Raw genomic sequence first — 17,884 nt, 5'->3', positions numbered from 1 at the left:
CACGACTACCCCGCCAGCACGGGTTCAACCGCCCGCGTCCGCAACGACGTACGCCCGTTCTGCCAGGCGTCGAGAATCGATCCCGCCCACAGCGAGTCGACCGCCAGCGCGCAGCGCGCCCCGAACAGCACGTCCCCCGCCCGGCGCGGCTCGGCGGCGGCGAACGACCCGCACAGGTCGTGCGCGGCGATCTGCTCGTGCACGGCGTCGGCCTCGACGTGCTCGTCGTAGAAGGCGGTGGCGTCGGCGTCCCCGCCCAGGCGGCGCAGACCGTTGGCGTACGACCGGTTGGGCAGCGACGAGGTCATCTCGAAGGCCGCGAGGTGACCGAGGATCATGCCCCGGCGCGCGCGGTGCAGCCCGAACAGCGACATCAGGTTGTTGACCGCGAGCGTCGGCGCGCCCACGGAGTCGACGTAGCCACCGTACGAGAGATCGAGATCGAACCAGCTCATGGTGCGTTTGAAGAGCTCCTGGTGCATGCGGGGCTCGGCCCCGCCGCCGTACTCGTCGGTCTGGATCTCGACCAGCGCCGCCTTGGCCCGCCCGCCGAGCCGGGGCAGCGCCCACGAGTGCGGGTCGGCCTCGCGCAGGTGGTACACCGAGCGGTGGGTGACGAACTCCCGGAACTGCTCGTACGTGGCCCGGCCGCGCAGATACCCGGAGAGCCCCGGCCCGTCGTCCTCCTCGACGATCCGGGCCAGCTCGTCCGGCACCCGTGCCGGGTCGACGTGCTCGCCGGGCTCGCCGACCAGGTCGTACAGGAAACCGAGGAAACGGTTCTCGGCCGCCGTGCGCAGCCGCAGCATGCCGGGATCCCACTCCCAGCGGTCGTCGACGCCGTCCCAGCCGCGGTAGGCCAGCTCGTAGCAGACGAACAGGGTCAGGTGCAGGTCCTCGTCGCCGTCGAAGCGGGCGAAGGCCGGGAGTTTCGCGGCGCGGCCGCCGAGCACGTCGAGGAGAGCGGCGGAAACGCGGCCGCGGGCCACAGGAAGTTGCATGACCGCAAGCTTCCCGAATCCCGGACCGGTAAACGATCTGTTTCGGCCGCAGCTCAGCGGGCATTCGGGCGGCCATGACGACCTCGATCGTGCCCTATCCGGACGGCCCGCTCATCGTTCGCGGCGACTTCGACCTGCTGACTCCCGACGGCGAGCCCATCGACCCCGGCCGCGGCACCATCGCCCTGTGCCGGTGTGGCAAGTCGGCGGCGAAGCCGTTCTGCGACGGCACCCACAAGGTGGTCAAGTTCCACGCCGAGGCCGGTCGCGAGACGCCGGCGCCGCGGTCAGGGCTGCGGGAGTGAGCGCTTGAGCACCTTGCCGGTGGCGTTGCGCGGCAGTTCGGGCAGGAAGACGACGTCGCGGGGCACGCTGAAGCGGGCGCGGTGACGGCGCACGTGGTCACGGACGTCGTCGGTGGTGAGCGCGGCGCCCTCGCGGAGCACGACGTACGCGGCCAGGCGCTGGCCGTACTTGTCGTCGGCGACGCCGACGACCGCCACCTCGAGCACCTGCGGCAGGTCGGCCAGCAGGTTCTCGACCTCGGCGGGGAAGACGTTCTCGCCGCCGGAGACGATCATGTCGTCCTGGCGGCCGTCGACGAACACCCGGCCGGCCCGGTCGAGGTGGCCGACGTCGCCGATGGCGAGCAGCCCGTCGCGCCGTTCCTGGGCGGCCCCGTTCGTGTAGCCCTCGAACAGCATCTCGTTGCCCACGAACAGCCGGCCGGTCGTGCCGGTCGGCGCCGGTCGGCCGTCCTCGCCGAGGGCCACGACCTTGGTCCCGTACGGCGGGCGTCCCGCGGTGCCGGGGGCGGCGCGCATGTCGGCCGGGGTGGCGATCGAGGCCCAGGACGCCTCGGTCGAGCCGTACAGGTTGTAGAGGATGTCGCCGTAGCGGTCCATGAACCGGCCGGCCAGGCCGCCGGGCAGCGCCGAGCCGCTGACCGCGACCACCCTCAGCGGCACCGGGCGGTAGGGCTGCTCCATGATCTGCTGAAGCATCACCGGTACGGCGATGAGGGCCGAGCAGTCGTGCCGCGCCACCGTCTCGAGCGTCTGTGCCGGGTCGAAGCGGCGGCGCAGCACGAGGGTGGCCCGCAGGGCCAGGGCCATCTGCAGTCCGGCGTAGGCCCACGTGTGGAACAGCGGCCCGGCGATGTGCATGCGCACGCCGGCGTGCAGCGGGATCCGATCGATGATCGAGCAGAGCGGACGGAACCCGCCCGGCGTGGGCCGCTGCGCTCCCTTCGGCGCGCCGGTCGTCCCCGAGGTGAGCACGATCGTGCGCCCGGGGCGCACGGGTGGCTCGGTCACCCCGGCCGCCGCCGCCAACGCGCCGGACGCGGTGGGGAAGGCCCGCACGCCGGGCGGTGCGGGAAACTCGTCGTCGTGGATCAGGACGGCCAGGCTCTGGTCGCGCACCACGTCGGCGAGCTGCGGGCCGGACAGGCCGGTGTTGATCAGAACCGGGTCGGCGCCGCGGGTGGCGATGCCGATGAGGGCCACGACCATCTCGGCCGAGTTGCGGCACAGCAGGCCCACCCGGTCGCGCGGCTGCACGGGCAGGGCGGCGGCCAGCCGGGAGGAGCGGTCGAGCAGTTCCGCGTACGTCAGTGAGCCCTGCTCATCGATGAGCGCGACCCGGCCGGGATCGCGAGCGGTCGCCTGGCGCAGCTCGCCGGCCAGGCCGAAGCCCCACGTGTGCAGCGCGGAGAGCTGGCGCACCACACGCTGCGGGGCGCCGGGGTTGAGCAGGCCGCGCCGCGCCATCGTGCGAAGGACGAACGCCGCGCCGGACATCAGCGGATCTGCCGTCCGGTGATCGCGCGCGAGATGACCAGGCGCTGGATCTCGGACGTGCCCTCGAAAATCGTGTAGATCTTGGCGTCCCGGAACATCCGCTCGACCGGGTGGTCGCGCAGATAGCCGGCCCCGCCGAGGATCTGCACCGCCTTCTCGGTCACCGCCACCGCCACCTCTCCGGCCTTGAGCTTCGACATCGAGCCCTCGCCGGCCGAGAACGGCCGGTCGTTGCGGCCCATCCATGCTGCCCGCCACACCAGCAGGCGGGCGGCGTCGATCTCGGTGCGCATGTCGGCCAGGGCGAACGCGATCGCCTGGTTGTCGACGATCGGGCGGCCGAATTGCACGCGGGACTGAGCGTACTCGAGCGCGTACTCGTACGCTGCCCGTGCGATGCCCAGCGCCTGCGCGCCGACAGCCGGGCGGGACAGCTCGAAGGTGCGCATCGAGGCCTGCCCGGAGGCCCGCTTTCCCTCGCGGGCGCGGGCCAGGCGCGCATCCAGGGCCTCCTTGCCGCCGAGCAGGCAACTGCCGGGAACGCGGACGTCGTCGAGAAAGACATCGGCCGTGTGCGAGGCGCGCAGGCCCAGCTTGCGCAGCTTCTTGGTGGCGGCCAGGCCGGGCGTTCCCGGGGGCACGACGAACGCCGCCTGTCCGCGCGAGCCGAGCGACGGCTCGACCGAAGCGGTGACCACGTGCACGTTCGCGATGCCGCCGTTGGTCGCGTACGCCTTCTGGCCGTTCAGCACCCACTCGTCGGACGCCTCGTCGTAGACGGCGCGCGTGCGCATGGCGGCCACATCGGAGCCGGCCTCGGGCTCGGTCGAGCAGAACGCGCCCACCTTGGGGTCGGCCTCGTCGCCGAAGCACTGCGGCACCCACTCGACGAGCTGCTCGGGCGAGCCGGAGCCGTAGATCGCGGCCACCGCCAGGGACGTGCCGGACAGCGCCATCCCGATGCCGCCGTCACCCCAGAACAGCTCCTCGTTGACCAGCGGCAGCGACAGCCCGCTGGAGTCGGACCACGTGTTGATCAGGAACTCGAAGCCGTACAGGCCGATCTTCGCGGCCTCCTGGAGGACCGGCCACGGGGTTTCCTCGCGCTCGTCCCATTCGGAGGCGGCGGGCCGGATCACGCTCTCGGCGAACCCGTGCACCCACTCCCGCAGATCGTTTTGCTCCTCGTTCAGGTCGAGCCAGAACTCCATGCGACGCCCTCCGGCCGGTGTACTGGCCGGTAACGCTACGCAGGCGTAACTTGCCCCGCAAGGTGCGGTTTCTTCCCGGTCAGCGCGAAGTGGCCGTCGGCGTAGGCGAATCGCACGCGCGCCGGCAGCAGGATCGGCCGCTGGAACCGGACGTCCACTGTGCAGCTGCCGGGGAGCCGGCCCTCGAGAGCGGCGAGACAGCGGGCCAGGCTCCACATGCCGTGGGCGATCGGCTTCGGGAATCCGAACAGGCGCGCGCCGATCCGCGACGTGTGGATGGGGTTGCGGTCGCCGCTGACCGCGGCGTAGTCGCTGCCGACCCGTGCCGGCACGAACCAGACCGCACTCGGTTCCCCGGCTTTCGTCGGCGGCGGCGTGACGGCGGCTCCTGTGGAGGGGGAGCGGGAGAGGTACGTCGACACGCTTGTCCACACCGTGGCGCCGTCCACAGCGGCGCTCGTCACGACGTCGACCTGGCGGCCGCGTTCGTGCGGGCGCAGATCCGTGGCGTGCACGGCCAGATCGAGGGACATCTCCGCCGTGAGCGGGCGATGCACGGTGATCCGGTTGGCGATGTGGACGAGCCCGACCGCGGGGAACGGGAAGTCCGGCGCTGTCAGCAGGCGCATGGCGAGGGGGAAGGCCAGCACGTGCGGATAGGTCGGCGGAAGCTGGTCGCTGAGCCGGAAACCGCAGACGCGGTCGTACGCGGCCAGATGCTCACGATCGACCGCGGCGCCCGCCTGTTCGAGCGTGAGCGCCGGCAGCGTCGAGGGCCGGCGGCGGGGGACCACCCCCAGCGCCGCCCGGAGCATCGTGCCGCGACCGGCGTCCACCGCCCTCACGCTCCCAGCAGGCTCTGGCCGCACACGCGCACGACGTTGCCGGTGATCGTGCCCGACCCCGGCGACGCGAACCAGGCGATCGTCTCGGCCACGTCGGCCGGCAGCCCGCCCTGGGCCAGGCTGTTCATCCGCCGCCCGGCCTCGCGCAGCGACACCGGCATCTTGGCCGTCATCGCCGTCTCGATGAAGCCGGGCGCCACCGCGTTGATCGTGATGCCCCGCTCCAGCAGCCCGGGCGCGCTCGACTGCACCAGCCCGATCACGCCCGCCTTGCTCGTCGCGTAGTTCGTCTGCCCGCGGTTGCCCGCGATGCCGGCGATCGAGGCCACCCCGACGATCCGCCCGCCCTCGGCGATCAGCCCCTGGCCGAGCAGCGCCTCGTTGATCCGGGACGGCGCGACCAGGTTGACCGCGAGCACCGAGTTCCACCCGGCCGCGTCCATCTTGGCGATCGTGCGGTCGCGGGTGATGCCGGCGTTGTGCACCAGGATGTCGAGCGGGCGGGTCAGGTGGGAGGCCAGCCGCTGCCCGGCGCGGTCGGCCGTCAGGTCGAGTTGCACGGCCCGGCCGCGTACGTCGTTGGCCACCCCGGCCAGGGCGTCGCCCGCCGCGGGCACGTCGAGCGCGATCACGTCGGCGCCCTCGCGGGCCAGCACCCGGGCGATGGCCGCGCCGATCCCGCGCGCCGCCCCGGTGACCAGGGCCGACTTGCCGGCCAGGGGCCGCTGCCAGTCGGCGGGCGCGGGCGGGTTGCCGGCCCCGATCGTCACCACCTGGCCCGAGACGTAGGCCGACCGGCCGCTCAGCAGGAAACGCAGCGTCGACTCGAGCGCGCCCTCGCCGCCCCGCTCGACGTGAACCAGCTGCGACGTGATGCCCCGCCCGAACTCCTTGCCGATGCTGCGGGTCAGCCCCTCGAGGGCACGCTGCGCGGTCGCCTCGTGCGGGTTGTCGCACGACGCGGGCGGAGTGCCCAGCACGATCACCCGGCCCGACCGGTGCACCGACCGGGCGTACGGGTGGAAGAAGTCGAACAGCTCGTGCAGCTCGGCCGCGTCGGTGATCCCGGAGGCGTCGAAGATCAGCGCGCCGTGGCTGCCCTCGCTCAGCGGCTCGTCCAGCGTCCGCACACCCGCCCCGGCCAGCACCTTGCGCACCTGGTCGCCCAGCCGGCCGCCCGGCGCCGCGCCGATCAGCACCGGCCCCTCGGTCAGCGGATCGCCCGGGGTCCAGCGCCGCAGCCGGGGCGGATCGGGCAGGCCGAGCCGCTTGATCATGGCGTGCCCCGGACCGGAGTTCGCGAAGCTCGCGTACCTGTCGCCCATGCGCCGCAGCCTACTCGGCGCCGGCGTTGGTAACCTACTCACCGGTAGTGTCGTCGTTTCTGGGAGGCCCTCATGCGCCGCGTCGCCGTACTCGGTGGGAACAGGATCCCGTTCGCCCGGTCCAACGGCCGGTACGCCCAGGCCTCGAACCAGGACATGCTGACCGCCGCCCTCGACGGCCTGATCGCCCGCTACGGGCTGGCCGGCCGGCGCGTCGGCGAGGTCGCGGCCGGGGCGGTGCTCAAGCACTCGCGCGACTTCAACCTCACCCGCGAGACGGTGCTCGGCTCCCGGCTCGACCCGCGCACCCCCGCGTACGACGTGCAACAGGCCTGCGGCACCGGCCTCGAGACGGCCATCCTGGTCGGCAACAAGATCGCCCTCGGCCAGATCGAGGTCGGCATCGCCGGCGGCGTCGACACCACCTCGGACGCCCCGCTGCAGCTCAACGACGACATGCGCCGGGCCCTGCTCGCCCTCAACCGGGCCCGTACGCTGCCCGATCGCCTGCGGGCAGCGGCCAAGCTCAACCCGCTGCTCGCCTTCAAGCCCGACGTGCCGCGCAACGCCGAACCGCGCACGGGCCTGTCCATGGGCGAGCACGCCGCGCTCACCGCCCTGCGCTGGAACATCACCCGCGACGCCCAGGACGAGCTGGCCCTCGCCTCCCACCAACGCCTCGCGGCCGCCTACGAGCGCGGCTTCTTCGACGACCTGATCACCCCGTACCTGGGCCTGACCCGCGACCAGAACCTGCGCGCCGACACCACCCTCGACAAGCTGGCCAAGCTGCGCCCCGTCTTCGGCACGACGGATGCCACCATGACGGCCGGCAACTCGTCCCCGCTGACCGACGGCGCGTCGACGGTGCTGCTCTCCTCCGAGGAATGGGCCGCCGAACAGGGCCTGACCCCCCAGGCGTTCCTGGTCGACAGCGCCACCGCCGCCGTCGACTACGTCCACGGCGACGAGGGCCTGCTGATGGCCCCCGCGTACGCCGTCCCCCGCCTGCTGGCCCGCAACGGCCTGACCCTGCAGGACTTCGACTTCTACGAGATCCACGAGGCCTTCGCGTCGCAGGTGCTCTCGACGCTGGCCGCCTGGGAGTCCCCGGAGTTCTGCAAGGAGAAGCTGGGCCTGGACGCCCCGCTGGGCGCGATCGACCGGGCCAAGCTCAACGTCAACGGCTCCTCCCTGGCCGCCGGCCACCCCTTCGCCGCCACCGGCGGCCGCATCGTCGCCACCTTGGCCAAGCTCCTGGCCGACAAGGGCTCCGGCCGAGGCCTGATCTCCATCTGCGCCGCCGGCGGCCAGGGCGTGGTAGCCATCCTGGAACGCTGACCGCAGCGAGCGTCAGGACGCGAGCGGCAGGGCCTCCCGGCGGGTCGCCGCGGGTTGCACGAACGCGGCGAACTCGGCCGGGGACATGGGCTTGGCGAAGAGGTAGCCCTGGCAGGACGGGCAGTCGAGCTCGCGCAGGGCGTGCCAGTCGGCCGGGTCCTCGACGCCCTCGGCGACCACGGACATGTTCAGGCTGCGGGCCAGCCACAGGACGGCTTGGATGATCGAGGCCTTGCGGGGGTCGGCGGACAGCCCGGCCACGAAGGAGCGGTCGAGTTTGACCACGTCCGCGGGGACCGACTGGAGCCAGGTCAGGCTGCTGTAGCCGGTGCCGAAGTCGTCCAGGGCGATGCGTACGCCCAGGCGCTTGATGGTCTCCAGTCGCTCGCGGATGTCGACCGAGGAGCCCAGCAGGGCGGTCTCGGTGATCTCGAGGATCAGGCGGGACGGGTCCAGCGTGGGGTGCGCGGCCAGCAGGCCGGCCAGCATCGGCACGAAGTCGGGCTCGGCCAGCTGGCGCGGGCTCACGTTGACCGAGACGTACTCCAGGTGGTCCGACCATTCGAGCAGGCGGATCACGGCCCGGCGGAGGACGTGCTCGCCCAGCGGGACGATCAGGCCGGTCTCCTCGGCGGCCGGGATGAAGTGGCCCGGGCCGAGCAGGTCGCCCTCCGGGGTGCGCATGCGGACCAGGGCCTCGGCGCCGACGACGCGGCCCGTGCCGGCGGCGACGATCGGCTGGAACCAGATCGGCAGGGTTTCGGTCAGGTCGGCCGAGAGCGCCTCCCGTAGGCGGGTCTCGGCGACGATCCGCTCGCGCACCCGGACCCGCATGTCGTCGCTGAAGATCTGCATGCGGTTGCCGCCGGCTCGCTTGGCCGCGTACATCGCGGTGTCGGCGGCCAGCACCGTGTCGTCGGCCCGCTCGGCGCCGTACCCGGCGGCGAGGCCGAGGCTCAGCGACACCTGGAGGTGGCCCTCGCCGACCTCGAGCGGCTCGGTGAACGCGCTCAGGACGGCTTGCCCGACGCGAGCGCCGGCCTGCGGCGAGCCGGCCAGGGCGACGACGAACTCGTCGCCGCCGAGGCGGGCGACCAGCGCGCCGGACGGGACCGTGGCGGCCAGCCGGGCCGACAGGCCGCGCAGCAGCTCGTCACCGGCGGCGTGGCCGGCGCCGTCGTTGATCGACTTGAAGCGGTCGACGTCGAGGTAGAGCACGTTGACCGGCTCGGCGCCGGACAGCAGCAGGGCCAGGTCGTTCTCGAAGGCCGAGCGGGACAGCAGGCCGGTGAGCGCGTCGTGGCGTACCTGCTGCTGCAGTTCCTCCTGGTGGCGTCGGCTCTCGGTGACGTCGAGGCAGTGCACGAAGATGAGCCGCAGCCGGCCCGTGCGGTCCTGCAGAGCGGTGCCGTGCACCTCGACCCAGAGCAGCTCGCCGGTGTCCTTGCGGCGGTACCGACCCAGGTGGATCGAGGAGCCGTTCTGCTCGACGAGCTGGTCGAAGACGGGCCGGGCGGACGGGTCGGCCAGGGCGATGGGCAGGTCGGTGACCAGGGTGCCGGCGGGCAGCTCGGCGGGCAGGCGCAGCCAGTTCCGGTACGCGGTGTTGGTGCGGACGACGCGGCCGTCCGGCGCGAAGATGGCCATCGGCACCGGCGTCTCGTCGAACGCCACGCTGAGCTGGGCCTGGCTCTCGTCCAGGTTCTCCTGGGCGCGCTCCTCCTCGGCCTCGGTCAGCCGCCACTGGACGACCTGGAACGCGGCCGCGAAGAGCACGGCCACGCCGTGGATGACGGCCCAGAACAGCGGGTGGGTCTGCGCGGAGTGGTGCCCGTAGGTCAGCTCGGCGTCGAAGATCCCGAAAACGCCGTGGTGGACCGTGGTGGCGACCAGGAACACGCCGAACGGCGCCCAGTCCCGGTACAGGGCGAGCGCGCCGACGGCGATGAAGAAAGTGAAGTGCGCCTCGGTCTGGCCGTGCGTCATCGCCACGAAGGCGGCGCAGACCATGGTGAAGCCGAGCGCGACGAGAATCGACGGCAGCCGGCGCCCGGGCAGCACGGACGCGGCCACGACGCAGGGCAGGACGAGCAGGAGCAGCCAGGTGGTCAGGTTCCCGCCGCCGAGCTCGTCCTGCAGGGCGCCGTAGACGACGAGCGCGGCCACGCAGGCGGCCAGCAGGCGCGTCATCAGCCGATGCCGGCCGGCCCAGGCCTCGTCGCGTAGCCCGCCGCCGGTGGGCAGCCAGCGGTGCAGCGCGTTCCTCCCCGTCACCATGCGCTCAACTTCGGCGCACCCGGTTGCCGCCCACAGGGTGGCCCGGGAGCGAACCGGTTGCGGCCGGGCACGTGATCGTCGGCACATTGCGATACGGAGACGTTCCGTTTCGCAATTCGGCGGCGTTAGAGTGCTCACGTGATACGGAACGGTTCCGTATCGAAAACGGGGGGAACCTCATGGACGCATCAGCGGCCGCCCCCGCCGGGCACCCCCGGCGGTGGGTCATCCTCGGCGTACTGGTCATCAGCCTGCTGGTGGTCGTGCTCGACAACACCATTCTCAACGTCGCCCTGCGGACGATCGCCGACCCCGAGCACGGCCTCGGCGCCACGCAGAGCGAGCTGGAGTGGTCCATCAACTCCTACACCCTGGTCTTCGCGGGTCTGCTGTTCACCGCGGGCATCCTGGCCGACCGTCTCGGGCGCCGGATCACCCTGGTCGCCGGCCTGGCCGTCTTCGCGCTGGCCTCGCTGATCTCCAGCTACGCCCAGACGCCGGGGCAGCTGATCGGCGCCCGTGCGCTGATGGGCCTGGGCGCGGCGGCGGTCATGCCGGCCACCCTGTCGATCATCGCGAACGTCTTCTCGCCGCAGGAGCGCCCGCGTGCCATCGGCATCTGGGCCGGCGCCGTCGGCCTCGCCGTGGCCATCGGCCCGATCCTGGGCGGCCTGCTGCTCGAGCACTTCTGGTGGGGCTCGGTCTTCCTGATCAATGTGCCGGTCGCCGTGGCCGGTGTGATTCTCGTGCTCGTCCTGGTGCCGGAGTCCCGTGATCCGAAGCCCGGCCGCATCGACGTCTTCGGCGTCATCCTCTCGATCATCGGTCTCAGCCTGCTGACGTACGGGGTGATCGAGGGCGGCGAGGCCGGCTTCGGCGACCCGCTGTCGTGGGGCACGCTGACCGGCGCCGTGGTCGTGCTGACCGCCTTCGTCTTCTGGCAGCTGCGCACCGAGTTCCCGTCGCTGGACGTCCGGCTGTTCCGCAACCGCCAGTTCTCGGCCTCCACCGGCATGATCGGGCTGGTCTTCTTCGCCGCCATGGGCACGATGTTCTTCGGCGCGTTCTACCTGCAACTGGTCCGCGACTACGGTCCGCTCGCCTCCGGCGCGCTGTTCGTCCCGTTCGCGGTCGGTCAGCTGGTCTTCGCCCCGCGCAGCGCGGCCATGGTCAAGCGGTACGGCCCCAAGGCGGTCAGCACGGTCGGCCTGCTGCTGGTCGCGGCCGGCCTCGCGGTCTGGATGTTCATCGGGCAGGACACCCCGATCTGGGTGGTCGGCGCGGCCTTCTTCATCATGGGCACCGGCATGGCCAACGTGATGCCGCCCGCCACCGAGTCGATCATGGCGGCGCTGCCGCGGGAGAAGGCCGGCGTCGGTTCGGCCGTCAGCAACACGATCCGTCAGCTCGGCGGCGCGCTCGGCGTGGCTGTCCTCGGGGCCGTGCTCTCCTCGGTCTACCGCAGCAACCTGGGCAACGCCACCGACGGCCTGCCGGCCGGGGCGGCGGAAACGGCCCGGGAGTCGATCTCCGGTGCGTACGGGGTGGCCGAGCAGGCCGGCGCGGCCGCGCCCGCGCTGATCTCGCAGGCGAACGCGGCCTTCCTCGACGCGATGCACTACGCGGCGATCGGCTCGATGGTGTTCGCGCTGCTCGGCGCGCTGGTCGCCCTGCTCTGGCTGCCGGGCAAGCGCCCGGCCTCGGCCCCGAAGCCCACGAACTCCGAGGGACTGGCCGAGGAACAGGGCGTCGAACTGGTCGAAGCGTGACCGGTCGGTAACAATGAACGCCATGACCACGGCACCACTGGCCGGCCAGGAGCGCAAGGCGCCTGGCCGGCCCCGCAACGCCCTCGCCGACTCCGCGATCCTGCACGCGGTGCTCGACCTGCTCAGCGAGGGCCAGACCGTCGCCGCCATCTCGATCGAGGCGGTGGCGGCCAAGGCCGGGGTGGGCAAGGCGACGATCTACCGTCGCTGGGCCAACAAGGAAGCCCTCATCATCGATGCCGTGGCCGCCCTCAAGGGCCCGGTGCCCGAGCTGGCCGGCGAGTCGGTCCGCGACGACCTGGTCACCCTGATCAAGGCCAACCGCAGCAACCAGCACCACAACTACGGCAAGGTCACGGCCTGCCTCATGCCCGAGCTGATGCGTGACGATCAGATCATGGCCGGCTACCAGGCCGTCATCGAGCCCCGGCGCGAGGTCATGCGCGGCGTGCTGCGGCGCGGCATCGAGACCGGTGAGCTGCGTTCCGACCTCGACGTCGAGCTCACGCTGCTCATGCTGGTCGGCCCCAACATGCTCAACGGCCTGTTCGCGCAGCAGCCCCGGGTGCCTCGCGAGGGCTTCGCCGAGGCGCTGGTCGACGCGGTGCTGCGCGGCGCCGCGCCGTAGCGTCGCTGCTCGGCGCGGTGCTGCGCCGTCGACGCGGTGCTGCGCCGTAGCGTCGCTGCTCGGAGGCAAAGCGAACCGGGCGTGGGCCCATCGGCACCACGCCCGGCACGCGCCTTAGGGTCCGCGTCGCTCCCACCCCCGTTGCGGGAACGACCCCCCGTTTCGGATCCCTGTCGGCAACACCCACCATGCCGCCCGTGTGGCATCCGGATGCGGAATCCGAACGAATCCGGATGTGCGCAGTGGCAGGAGGGGACTACCGTCGGTGCTCCGACTTCGGACGACCCCCCGGAGCACTCCGTGTCGCAGTTCGCCGCGCTGCCCGACCCCGGGCCGGCGCAGACCCTCGACGAGGTCGCCGCCTGCCTGCGCCTGCTCAAGACCTGGGCCGGCAACCCGTCGTACGAGACCATCACGGCCCGCGTGAACACCCGCCGGCCGCCGGGGGAACAGGTCGGCAAGACCACCGTCGTCGACTGCTTCCGGACCGGGCGCCGCCGGCTCGACCCCGACCTGGTCGTCGCGGTGGTCGAGGCCCTGCACGCCGACCCCGGCTACACCAACCAGTGGCGGCAGGCGTTGCGCGTGGCCAGCGGCGAGAGCCGGGGCGCGGGATCCCAGGTGCGGGTTCTCGGCAGCCTGCCCGCCCTGCCGACCGGCTTCGTCGGGCGTACGCCGGAAATCGCCCCCAGCCCCATGACTGTGTTCTCCGGGATGGCCGGCTCCGGCAAGACGACCCTCGCGTTGCAGATCGCCCACCGGCTCGCGACCACCCGGCCGTTCGACCACGTGCTCGCGGTCAACCTGCGCGGCAGCCATGCCGACCAGCCGCCGGCGGGCCCCGACGCGGTGCTCGACGGCTTCCTGCGCCTGCTCGGCGTCCCCGGGCAGCACCTGCCGCACGGCCTCGCGGCCCAGTCGGCGGGCTACCGCGCCCGGCTCTCCGGCGCCCGGGTCCTGGTGCTGCTCGACGACGCGGCCGACGATTCCCAGGTACGTCCCCTGACCGCCCCCGGCCCCGGCAGCGTCACCCTGGTGACCAGCCGGCGCACCCTCGACGACCTGACCGGCGCCCGGCACGTCCCGGTCGGCGTGCTGCGACCCGACGAGGCCCGCGAGTTGCTGCTGACCGCGTCACCGCCCGGCGCCGACCCCGCAGCGGCCGACCGGATAGCCGAGACCTGCGGGTATCTGCCGCTGGCGCTGGCCCGCGTGGTCGCCCACATGCGCGACAGGCCCGGCTGGACGCTGGCCGACCACGCCGACTGGCTGGCCGAGCGCCGCCGCTCCGGGCGCCTCGACCCCGCCGTACGGCAGGCTCTGGACGTCTCGTACCGCAACCTGCCCGCCCGGGCCCGCGAGTTGCTGCGCCTGCTCGCCCACCACCCCGGCCGCAGTTTCGACGCGCCCGCGGCGGCCGCGCTGACCGGTGCGGCCGCGGACGGGGCGCTCCGCGAACTGGTCGCTGAGAACCTGCTGCTCCCGGCCGGCCCCGGCCGCTGGGCGATGCACGACCTGGTGCGGGCGTACGCCGCGGGCCGCTCGGCCGACGAGGACCGGCGCAGCGACCGGCGAGCCGCCCTCACTCGCCTGTTCGACCACCTGCTGACCACCGGCGCCGACGAGGCCGACCTGGCCGCCGCAGCCGAGTACGCCGCCGCCGAAGGGTGGCCCCTACCCGCGCCCCGACTGCGCGGTCGTCAATCTGCCAAGTAGTCCGTGCGGGTGCTGCGCCCCGGCGGCCTCATCCTGAGATCTGCGGCTTCACCAGTCGGTCTGGCTCTTCGGTACCCCAGCGCGCCATACCGCGACCCTATCGGAGCGCCGGGGTCGTCAGGGGGTCGGCGAGCAGGGCGGCGAAGCCCAGGTCGGCCGCGCCCAGCAGGGTGGCGTCGTCGGCCAGGGCGGAGAGGCGCAGGCGGGCCCGCTCGCGGGAGACGGGCATCGCGTGGCGGGCTATGCGGGCGGCCACCTGCGGGGCGGCGGCCTCGTAGACGTCGCGGAGCATGCCGCCGAAGATGACGACGCCCGGGTTGAACAGGTTGATCAGGTTGGCTACGCCGATGCCCAGCCAGTCGCCGATCTCGGCCACGGCCCGGGCGGCGGCGGGGTCGCCGGTCACGGCGTCGCGGGCCACCGCTCGTACGGCGCCGGCGCCGGACGGGCCGGGAGCACGGCCCGCGGCGGCCAGCAGGGCGTACTCGCCGGTTTCGGCCTCCAGGCAGCCCTGAGAGCCGCACAGGCAGGGGCGGCCGTCGACCGGGTTGACCAGCATGTGGCCGACCTCGGCGCCGTAGCCGGCGTCGCCGCCCAGCAGCTTGCCGCCGACCAGGATGCCGCCGCCCACCCCCACGTCGCCGTGCAGGTAGATCAGGTCGGGGACGCCGACGCCGGCTCCCCGTTCGTGTTCGGCCATCGCGCCCAGGTGGGCCTCGTTCCCGACGGCGACGGGCAGGCCCAGGTCGAGCGCCTTGGCCAGTTCGGCGCCGAAGGCCTGATCGACCCAGCCCAGCTCGGGGCCGTAGCGGACCATGCCGTCGCCGGGGCGGATCATGCCGCAGTAGGAGGCGCCGATGCCCACGCACACCGTTGCCGGGGGAGCGGCGTCGATCAGGGAGCGGCCCAGCGACACCAGCTTGCGGACCACCGTCTCGAGGTCGACGCCGATGCGGCTGCGCGGAGCCGAGCGGCGGTCGAGGATCGTGCCGCCCAGACCGACCCGGGCGGCCGTCAAACGGTCGACCGCCACGTCGAAGGCGAGCACGAAGAACCGCGGCGACGGGCGCACGACCAGCGACGGGCGACCGGCTCCGGTCGTACCGGACGGGGGTTGCTCGCTGACCAGGCCCGCCGCCACCAGTTCGGCCGTGAGCGCCAGGATCGTGCTGCGGTTGACGCCCATCCTCGTCGCCAGCGCGGCACGCGACAGCGGCCCGCTCACATGCACGTGGTGGAGCAGGGCGCCCAGGCTCGATCGGTGTCGGCGCATCTCACCGGTCATCAAACGCGCCGGAACCCCGGTTGCCAAGGGCCCGCTGGGGAAGCGGGCCGTCAGGGGCGTACGGGGGTGGCCCGCCAGATGCGGTCGAGGTAGTCGGCGACCGTACGGTCGGAGGAGAAGAAGCCGCTGTTGGCCGCGTTCAGGATCGACATGCGCGTCCACCGCTCCTGATCCTGCCAGGCCGCCGACACCTCGTCCTGGGCGTCCACGTAGGACCGGTAGTCGGCCAGCGTGAGGTATTCGTCGCGGTCGAGGAGCGACTGCGCGACGTCGTGTCCCACCCCGCCGAACGCGCCGGCCAGAACGGCGTCCAGCGCTGCCTTCAGTTCCGGGTCCGAGTCGTAGTACGACCGCGGCTGGTACGAGGAGCCGCGCAGCGCGGCGGCGCCGGTCGCGTCCAGCCCGAACAGGAAAAAGTTCTCGCCGCCGACCCGGTCGCGGATCTCGACGTTCGCGCCGTCGAGAGTGCCGATCGTGATCGCCCCGTTCAGCGCGAGCTTCATGTTGCCCGTACCGGAAGCCTCCTTGCCGGCCATGGAGATCTGCTCGCTCAGATCGGCGGCCGGAATGATCTTCTCGGCCAGCGTGACGTTGTAGTTGGGCGGGAACACCACGCGCAGCTGCCCGGACGTGACCGGGTCGGCCGCGATCGTCGCCGCCACCGCGTTGATCAGGTGGATGATCGACTTGGCCGCGGTGTACGCCGGCGCCGCCTTGCCGCCGAACAGGACCGTGCGCGGCACCCCGAACCGGCCCGGGTCGGACTTCAGCCGGTGGTACAGCGTGATGATGTGCAGCAGCTTCAACTGCTGCCGCTTGTACTCGTGGAACCGCTTGATCATCACGTCGAGCAGCGCACCCGGATCGCCCAGCCCGAGGGCCGCCTTGGCCCGTCGCTTCTCGGTGCGCCACTGCGCCCGGAACGCGCTGTCCCCGGCCAGCGGCGCCAGTCCCGCCAGCAGCGACAGGTCGCGCAGCCAGGCGTCCGTGCCCAGGCCCGAGGTGATCAGCGACGACAACCCGGGATTGGCGAGCCGCACGAACCGCCGCGGGGAGACGCCGTTGGTCACGTTGCGGAAGCGGTCCGGCCACATTGTCGCGAAGTCGTGGAAGGTCGTCGCCGTCAGCAGCTGGGAGTGCAGTTCGGCCACGCCGTTGACCGCGAACGTGCCGGTGACGGCCAGGTTGGCCATCCGGACCCGGCGCTCCGGCTCCTCCTGGATCAGCGACATCCGACGTACGCGGTCGAGGTCGCCGGGAAAACGGGAGCGGACCTCGCCGAGCAGCCCGTCGTTGATCCGGTAGATGATCTCGAGGTGCCGGGGGAGGAGGCGGCCCAGCATGGCCACCGGCCACGTCTCCAGCGCCTCGGGCAGCAGCGTGTGGCAGGTGTACGCGAAGGTCTGCCGCACGATCGACCAGGCCTGGTCCCAGTCCAGCCCCTCCTCGTCGACCAGCAGCCGCATCAGCTCCGGAATGGCCAGCGTCGGGTGCGTGTCGTTGAGCTGGATGACCGCTTTGGCCGGGAACTCGGCCCAGTCGTGGTTGCGGAACCGGAACCGCCGGATGATGTCGCGCAGCGAGCACGACACCAGGAAGTACTGCTGCTTGAGGCGAAGTTCGCGGCCCGACTCGGTGCTGTCGTCGGGGTAGAGCACCTTGCTGATGTTCTCGGCCCGCACGGCCTGGTCGACGGCCTCGGCGTACTGCCCGGCCGAGAAGCGGGACAGGTCGAACGACGCCTCGGTGGCGCGGGCCCGCCACAACCGGATGAAGTTCACCGTCTCGGTGCCGTAGCCGGGAACCAGCAGGTGGCTCGGCTCGCCGTCGATGACCTCACCGGGCACCCAGCCCTCCGGGCCGACGTGGCCGTAGAAGCCGACCCGGTTCCGGTCGTCCGGCGCCGGGAACTCCCACGGGTCACCCTGGAAGGCCCAGTCGTCGGGCTTCTCGACCTGTTCGCCGTTCTCGAACGACTGCTTGAAGATGCCCAGGTCGTAGCGGATGCCGTAGCCGACCGCGGGAATGTCCATGGTGGCGAGCGAGTCGAGCAGGCAGGCAGCGAGCCGGCCGAGGCCGCCGTTGCCCAGGCCCGGCTCGACGTCGAGCGCGGCCACCTCGGCCGGGTCGAAGCCCAGGGCCTTGAGCGCGGCCGGCGCGAGGTCGGTGGTGCCGCTGTAGAGCAGGTTCTGGTCCAGTTGGGGACCGAGCAGATACTCCGCTGACAGGTAGTAAACCCAGCGGGGGTTGCTGTCGTACTGCGCCGCCGCGGTGCGGGCGCGGCGGGCGGCCAGCCGGTCGCGCACGGTGAGGGCCAGGGTCTCGTACGCGTCCTGCGCGCTGGCCGACTCGACGGTGGTGCCGCGCCGGTAGTACAGGTTGCTGAGCAGGTCCTGCTCGAACTCTGCCGGCGTGCTCCCCAGCGGCCGCAGCCCGTTACGAAGGTCCATGCCCCGCAGCCTTCCGCACCGAGGTGTCCGGCAACAGAAGGGGGGCTACATCTCGACAAAGGTCACACCAAGGCAACGTCAACGTCAACGTCAAGGTCGTGCTGTCGTGGCGGGGTGGTGGGTACGGACCGTCGCTCACGCCGAGGGCCCGGGTGGGCCGAGCAGGCGCTGGCGCGCCGGAACGCTCGGCCCACCCGGGCGACCTGAGTGAATGGTGGCGCTCGGAAGGTCAAA

13 protein-coding genes are annotated in these 17,884 nt (G+C 72.4%); 5 read left to right on the top strand and 8 right to left on the bottom strand.

Annotated elements, in window-relative coordinates; genetic code table 11:
* Positions 1–5: 5 nt before the first annotated feature.
* Complete coding sequence (locus LXN57_RS21870) at positions 6–1,001, bottom strand: iron-containing redox enzyme family protein (protein ID WP_251800033.1); 996 nt, start codon at positions 999–1,001, stop codon at positions 6–8.
* Between the two features lie 74 nt (positions 1,002–1,075).
* On the opposite strand from LXN57_RS21870, the gene LXN57_RS21865 reads away from it, so the two are divergent.
* Positions 1,076–1,306, top strand: coding sequence for a CDGSH iron-sulfur domain-containing protein (locus LXN57_RS21865; protein WP_251800032.1), 231 nt, complete (start codon positions 1,076–1,078; stop codon positions 1,304–1,306).
* Here the strand turns inward: LXN57_RS21865 and LXN57_RS21860 are convergent.
* From LXN57_RS21860 to LXN57_RS21845, 4 genes are read right to left on the bottom strand one after another with little or no spacing between them, the layout of a single operon-like run.
* Complete coding sequence (locus LXN57_RS21860; protein WP_251800031.1) at positions 1,289–2,803, bottom strand: AMP-binding protein; 1,515 nt, start codon at positions 2,801–2,803, stop codon at positions 1,289–1,291. The genes LXN57_RS21865 and LXN57_RS21860 overlap by 18 nt on opposite strands.
* Positions 2,803–4,014, bottom strand: a complete 1,212-nt coding sequence (locus LXN57_RS21855) for an acyl-CoA dehydrogenase family protein (protein ID WP_251800030.1) — start codon at positions 4,012–4,014, stop codon at positions 2,803–2,805. The genes LXN57_RS21860 and LXN57_RS21855 overlap by 1 nt, the downstream gene beginning before the upstream one ends.
* Positions 4,015–4,049: 35 nt before the next feature.
* Complete coding sequence (locus tag LXN57_RS21850) at positions 4,050–4,829, bottom strand: MaoC family dehydratase (protein ID WP_251800134.1); 780 nt, start codon at positions 4,827–4,829, stop codon at positions 4,050–4,052.
* A gap of 26 nt (positions 4,830–4,855) precedes the next feature.
* Positions 4,856–6,184, bottom strand: a complete 1,329-nt coding sequence (locus LXN57_RS21845; protein WP_251800029.1) for a 3-oxoacyl-ACP reductase — start codon at positions 6,182–6,184, stop codon at positions 4,856–4,858.
* 72 nt (positions 6,185–6,256) lie between these two features.
* Here LXN57_RS21845 and LXN57_RS21840 point away from each other — a divergent pair, with 72 nt between their 5' ends.
* Positions 6,257–7,525 (top strand): acetyl-CoA C-acetyltransferase, encoded by a 1,269-nt coding sequence (locus LXN57_RS21840; protein ID WP_251800028.1) that lies wholly within the window; start codon positions 6,257–6,259, stop codon positions 7,523–7,525.
* A 12-nt stretch (positions 7,526–7,537) separates the two neighbouring features.
* On the opposite strand, the gene LXN57_RS21835 is transcribed toward LXN57_RS21840, so the two are convergent.
* Positions 7,538–9,802, bottom strand: a complete 2,265-nt coding sequence (locus tag LXN57_RS21835; protein WP_251800027.1) for a putative bifunctional diguanylate cyclase/phosphodiesterase — start codon at positions 9,800–9,802, stop codon at positions 7,538–7,540.
* Positions 9,803–9,981: 179 nt separating this feature from the next.
* Here LXN57_RS21835 and LXN57_RS21830 point away from each other — a divergent pair, with 179 nt between their 5' ends.
* From LXN57_RS21830 to LXN57_RS21820, 3 genes are all read left to right on the top strand, one after another.
* On the top strand, positions 9,982–11,571 hold the full coding sequence (locus LXN57_RS21830; protein WP_251800026.1) for an MFS transporter: 1,590 nt from the start codon (positions 9,982–9,984) through the stop codon (positions 11,569–11,571).
* A gap of 22 nt (positions 11,572–11,593) precedes the next feature.
* On the top strand, positions 11,594–12,199 hold the full coding sequence (locus LXN57_RS21825) for a TetR/AcrR family transcriptional regulator (protein ID WP_251800025.1): 606 nt from the start codon (positions 11,594–11,596) through the stop codon (positions 12,197–12,199).
* 300 nt (positions 12,200–12,499) lie between these two features.
* Positions 12,500–13,915: an NB-ARC domain-containing protein gene (locus tag LXN57_RS21820; RefSeq protein ID WP_251800024.1), complete on the top strand. Its 1,416-nt coding sequence runs from the start codon at positions 12,500–12,502 to the stop codon at positions 13,913–13,915.
* Between the two features lie 97 nt (positions 13,916–14,012).
* On the opposite strand, the gene LXN57_RS21815 is transcribed toward LXN57_RS21820, so the two are convergent.
* Positions 14,013–15,188 carry an ROK family transcriptional regulator gene (locus LXN57_RS21815; protein WP_251800023.1) on the bottom strand — a complete coding sequence of 392 codons (1,176 nt, stop codon included), beginning with the start codon at positions 15,186–15,188 and terminating at the stop codon, positions 14,013–14,015.
* Between the two features lie 62 nt (positions 15,189–15,250).
* Positions 15,251–17,650: a glycogen/starch/alpha-glucan phosphorylase gene (locus tag LXN57_RS21810; protein ID WP_251800022.1), complete on the bottom strand. Its 2,400-nt coding sequence runs from the start codon at positions 17,648–17,650 to the stop codon at positions 15,251–15,253.
* Positions 17,651–17,884: the final 234 nt, after the last annotated feature.

The organism is Paractinoplanes hotanensis, from assembly GCF_023717965.1.
GTDB lineage: Bacteria > Actinomycetota > Actinomycetes > Mycobacteriales > Micromonosporaceae > Actinoplanes > Actinoplanes polyasparticus.
Note: the sequence above shows the minus strand (reverse complement) of the source record. Positions and strands in the feature narration are given on the sequence as shown.

Coding starts and splice junctions, on each gene's coding strand:
- LXN57_RS21870 (WP_251800033.1), bottom strand. CDS start 1,001: ATGCAACTTCCTGTGGCCCGCGGCCGCGTTTCCGCCGCTCTCCTCGAC.
- LXN57_RS21865 (WP_251800032.1), top strand. CDS start 1,076: ATGACGACCTCGATCGTGCCCTATCCGGACGGCCCGCTCATCGTTCGC.
- LXN57_RS21860 (WP_251800031.1), bottom strand. CDS start 2,803: ATGTCCGGCGCGGCGTTCGTCCTTCGCACGATGGCGCGGCGCGGCCTG.
- LXN57_RS21855 (WP_251800030.1), bottom strand. CDS start 4,014: ATGGAGTTCTGGCTCGACCTGAACGAGGAGCAAAACGATCTGCGGGAG.
- LXN57_RS21850 (WP_251800134.1), bottom strand. CDS start 4,829: ATGCTCCGGGCGGCGCTGGGGGTGGTCCCCCGCCGCCGGCCCTCGACG.
- LXN57_RS21845 (WP_251800029.1), bottom strand. CDS start 6,184: ATGGGCGACAGGTACGCGAGCTTCGCGAACTCCGGTCCGGGGCACGCC.
- LXN57_RS21840 (WP_251800028.1), top strand. CDS start 6,257: ATGCGCCGCGTCGCCGTACTCGGTGGGAACAGGATCCCGTTCGCCCGG.
- LXN57_RS21835 (WP_251800027.1), bottom strand. CDS start 9,802: ATGGTGACGGGGAGGAACGCGCTGCACCGCTGGCTGCCCACCGGCGGC.
- LXN57_RS21830 (WP_251800026.1), top strand. CDS start 9,982: ATGGACGCATCAGCGGCCGCCCCCGCCGGGCACCCCCGGCGGTGGGTC.
- LXN57_RS21825 (WP_251800025.1), top strand. CDS start 11,594: ATGACCACGGCACCACTGGCCGGCCAGGAGCGCAAGGCGCCTGGCCGG.
- LXN57_RS21815 (WP_251800023.1), bottom strand. CDS start 15,188: ATGCGCCGACACCGATCGAGCCTGGGCGCCCTGCTCCACCACGTGCAT.
- LXN57_RS21810 (WP_251800022.1), bottom strand. CDS start 17,650: ATGGACCTTCGTAACGGGCTGCGGCCGCTGGGGAGCACGCCGGCAGAG.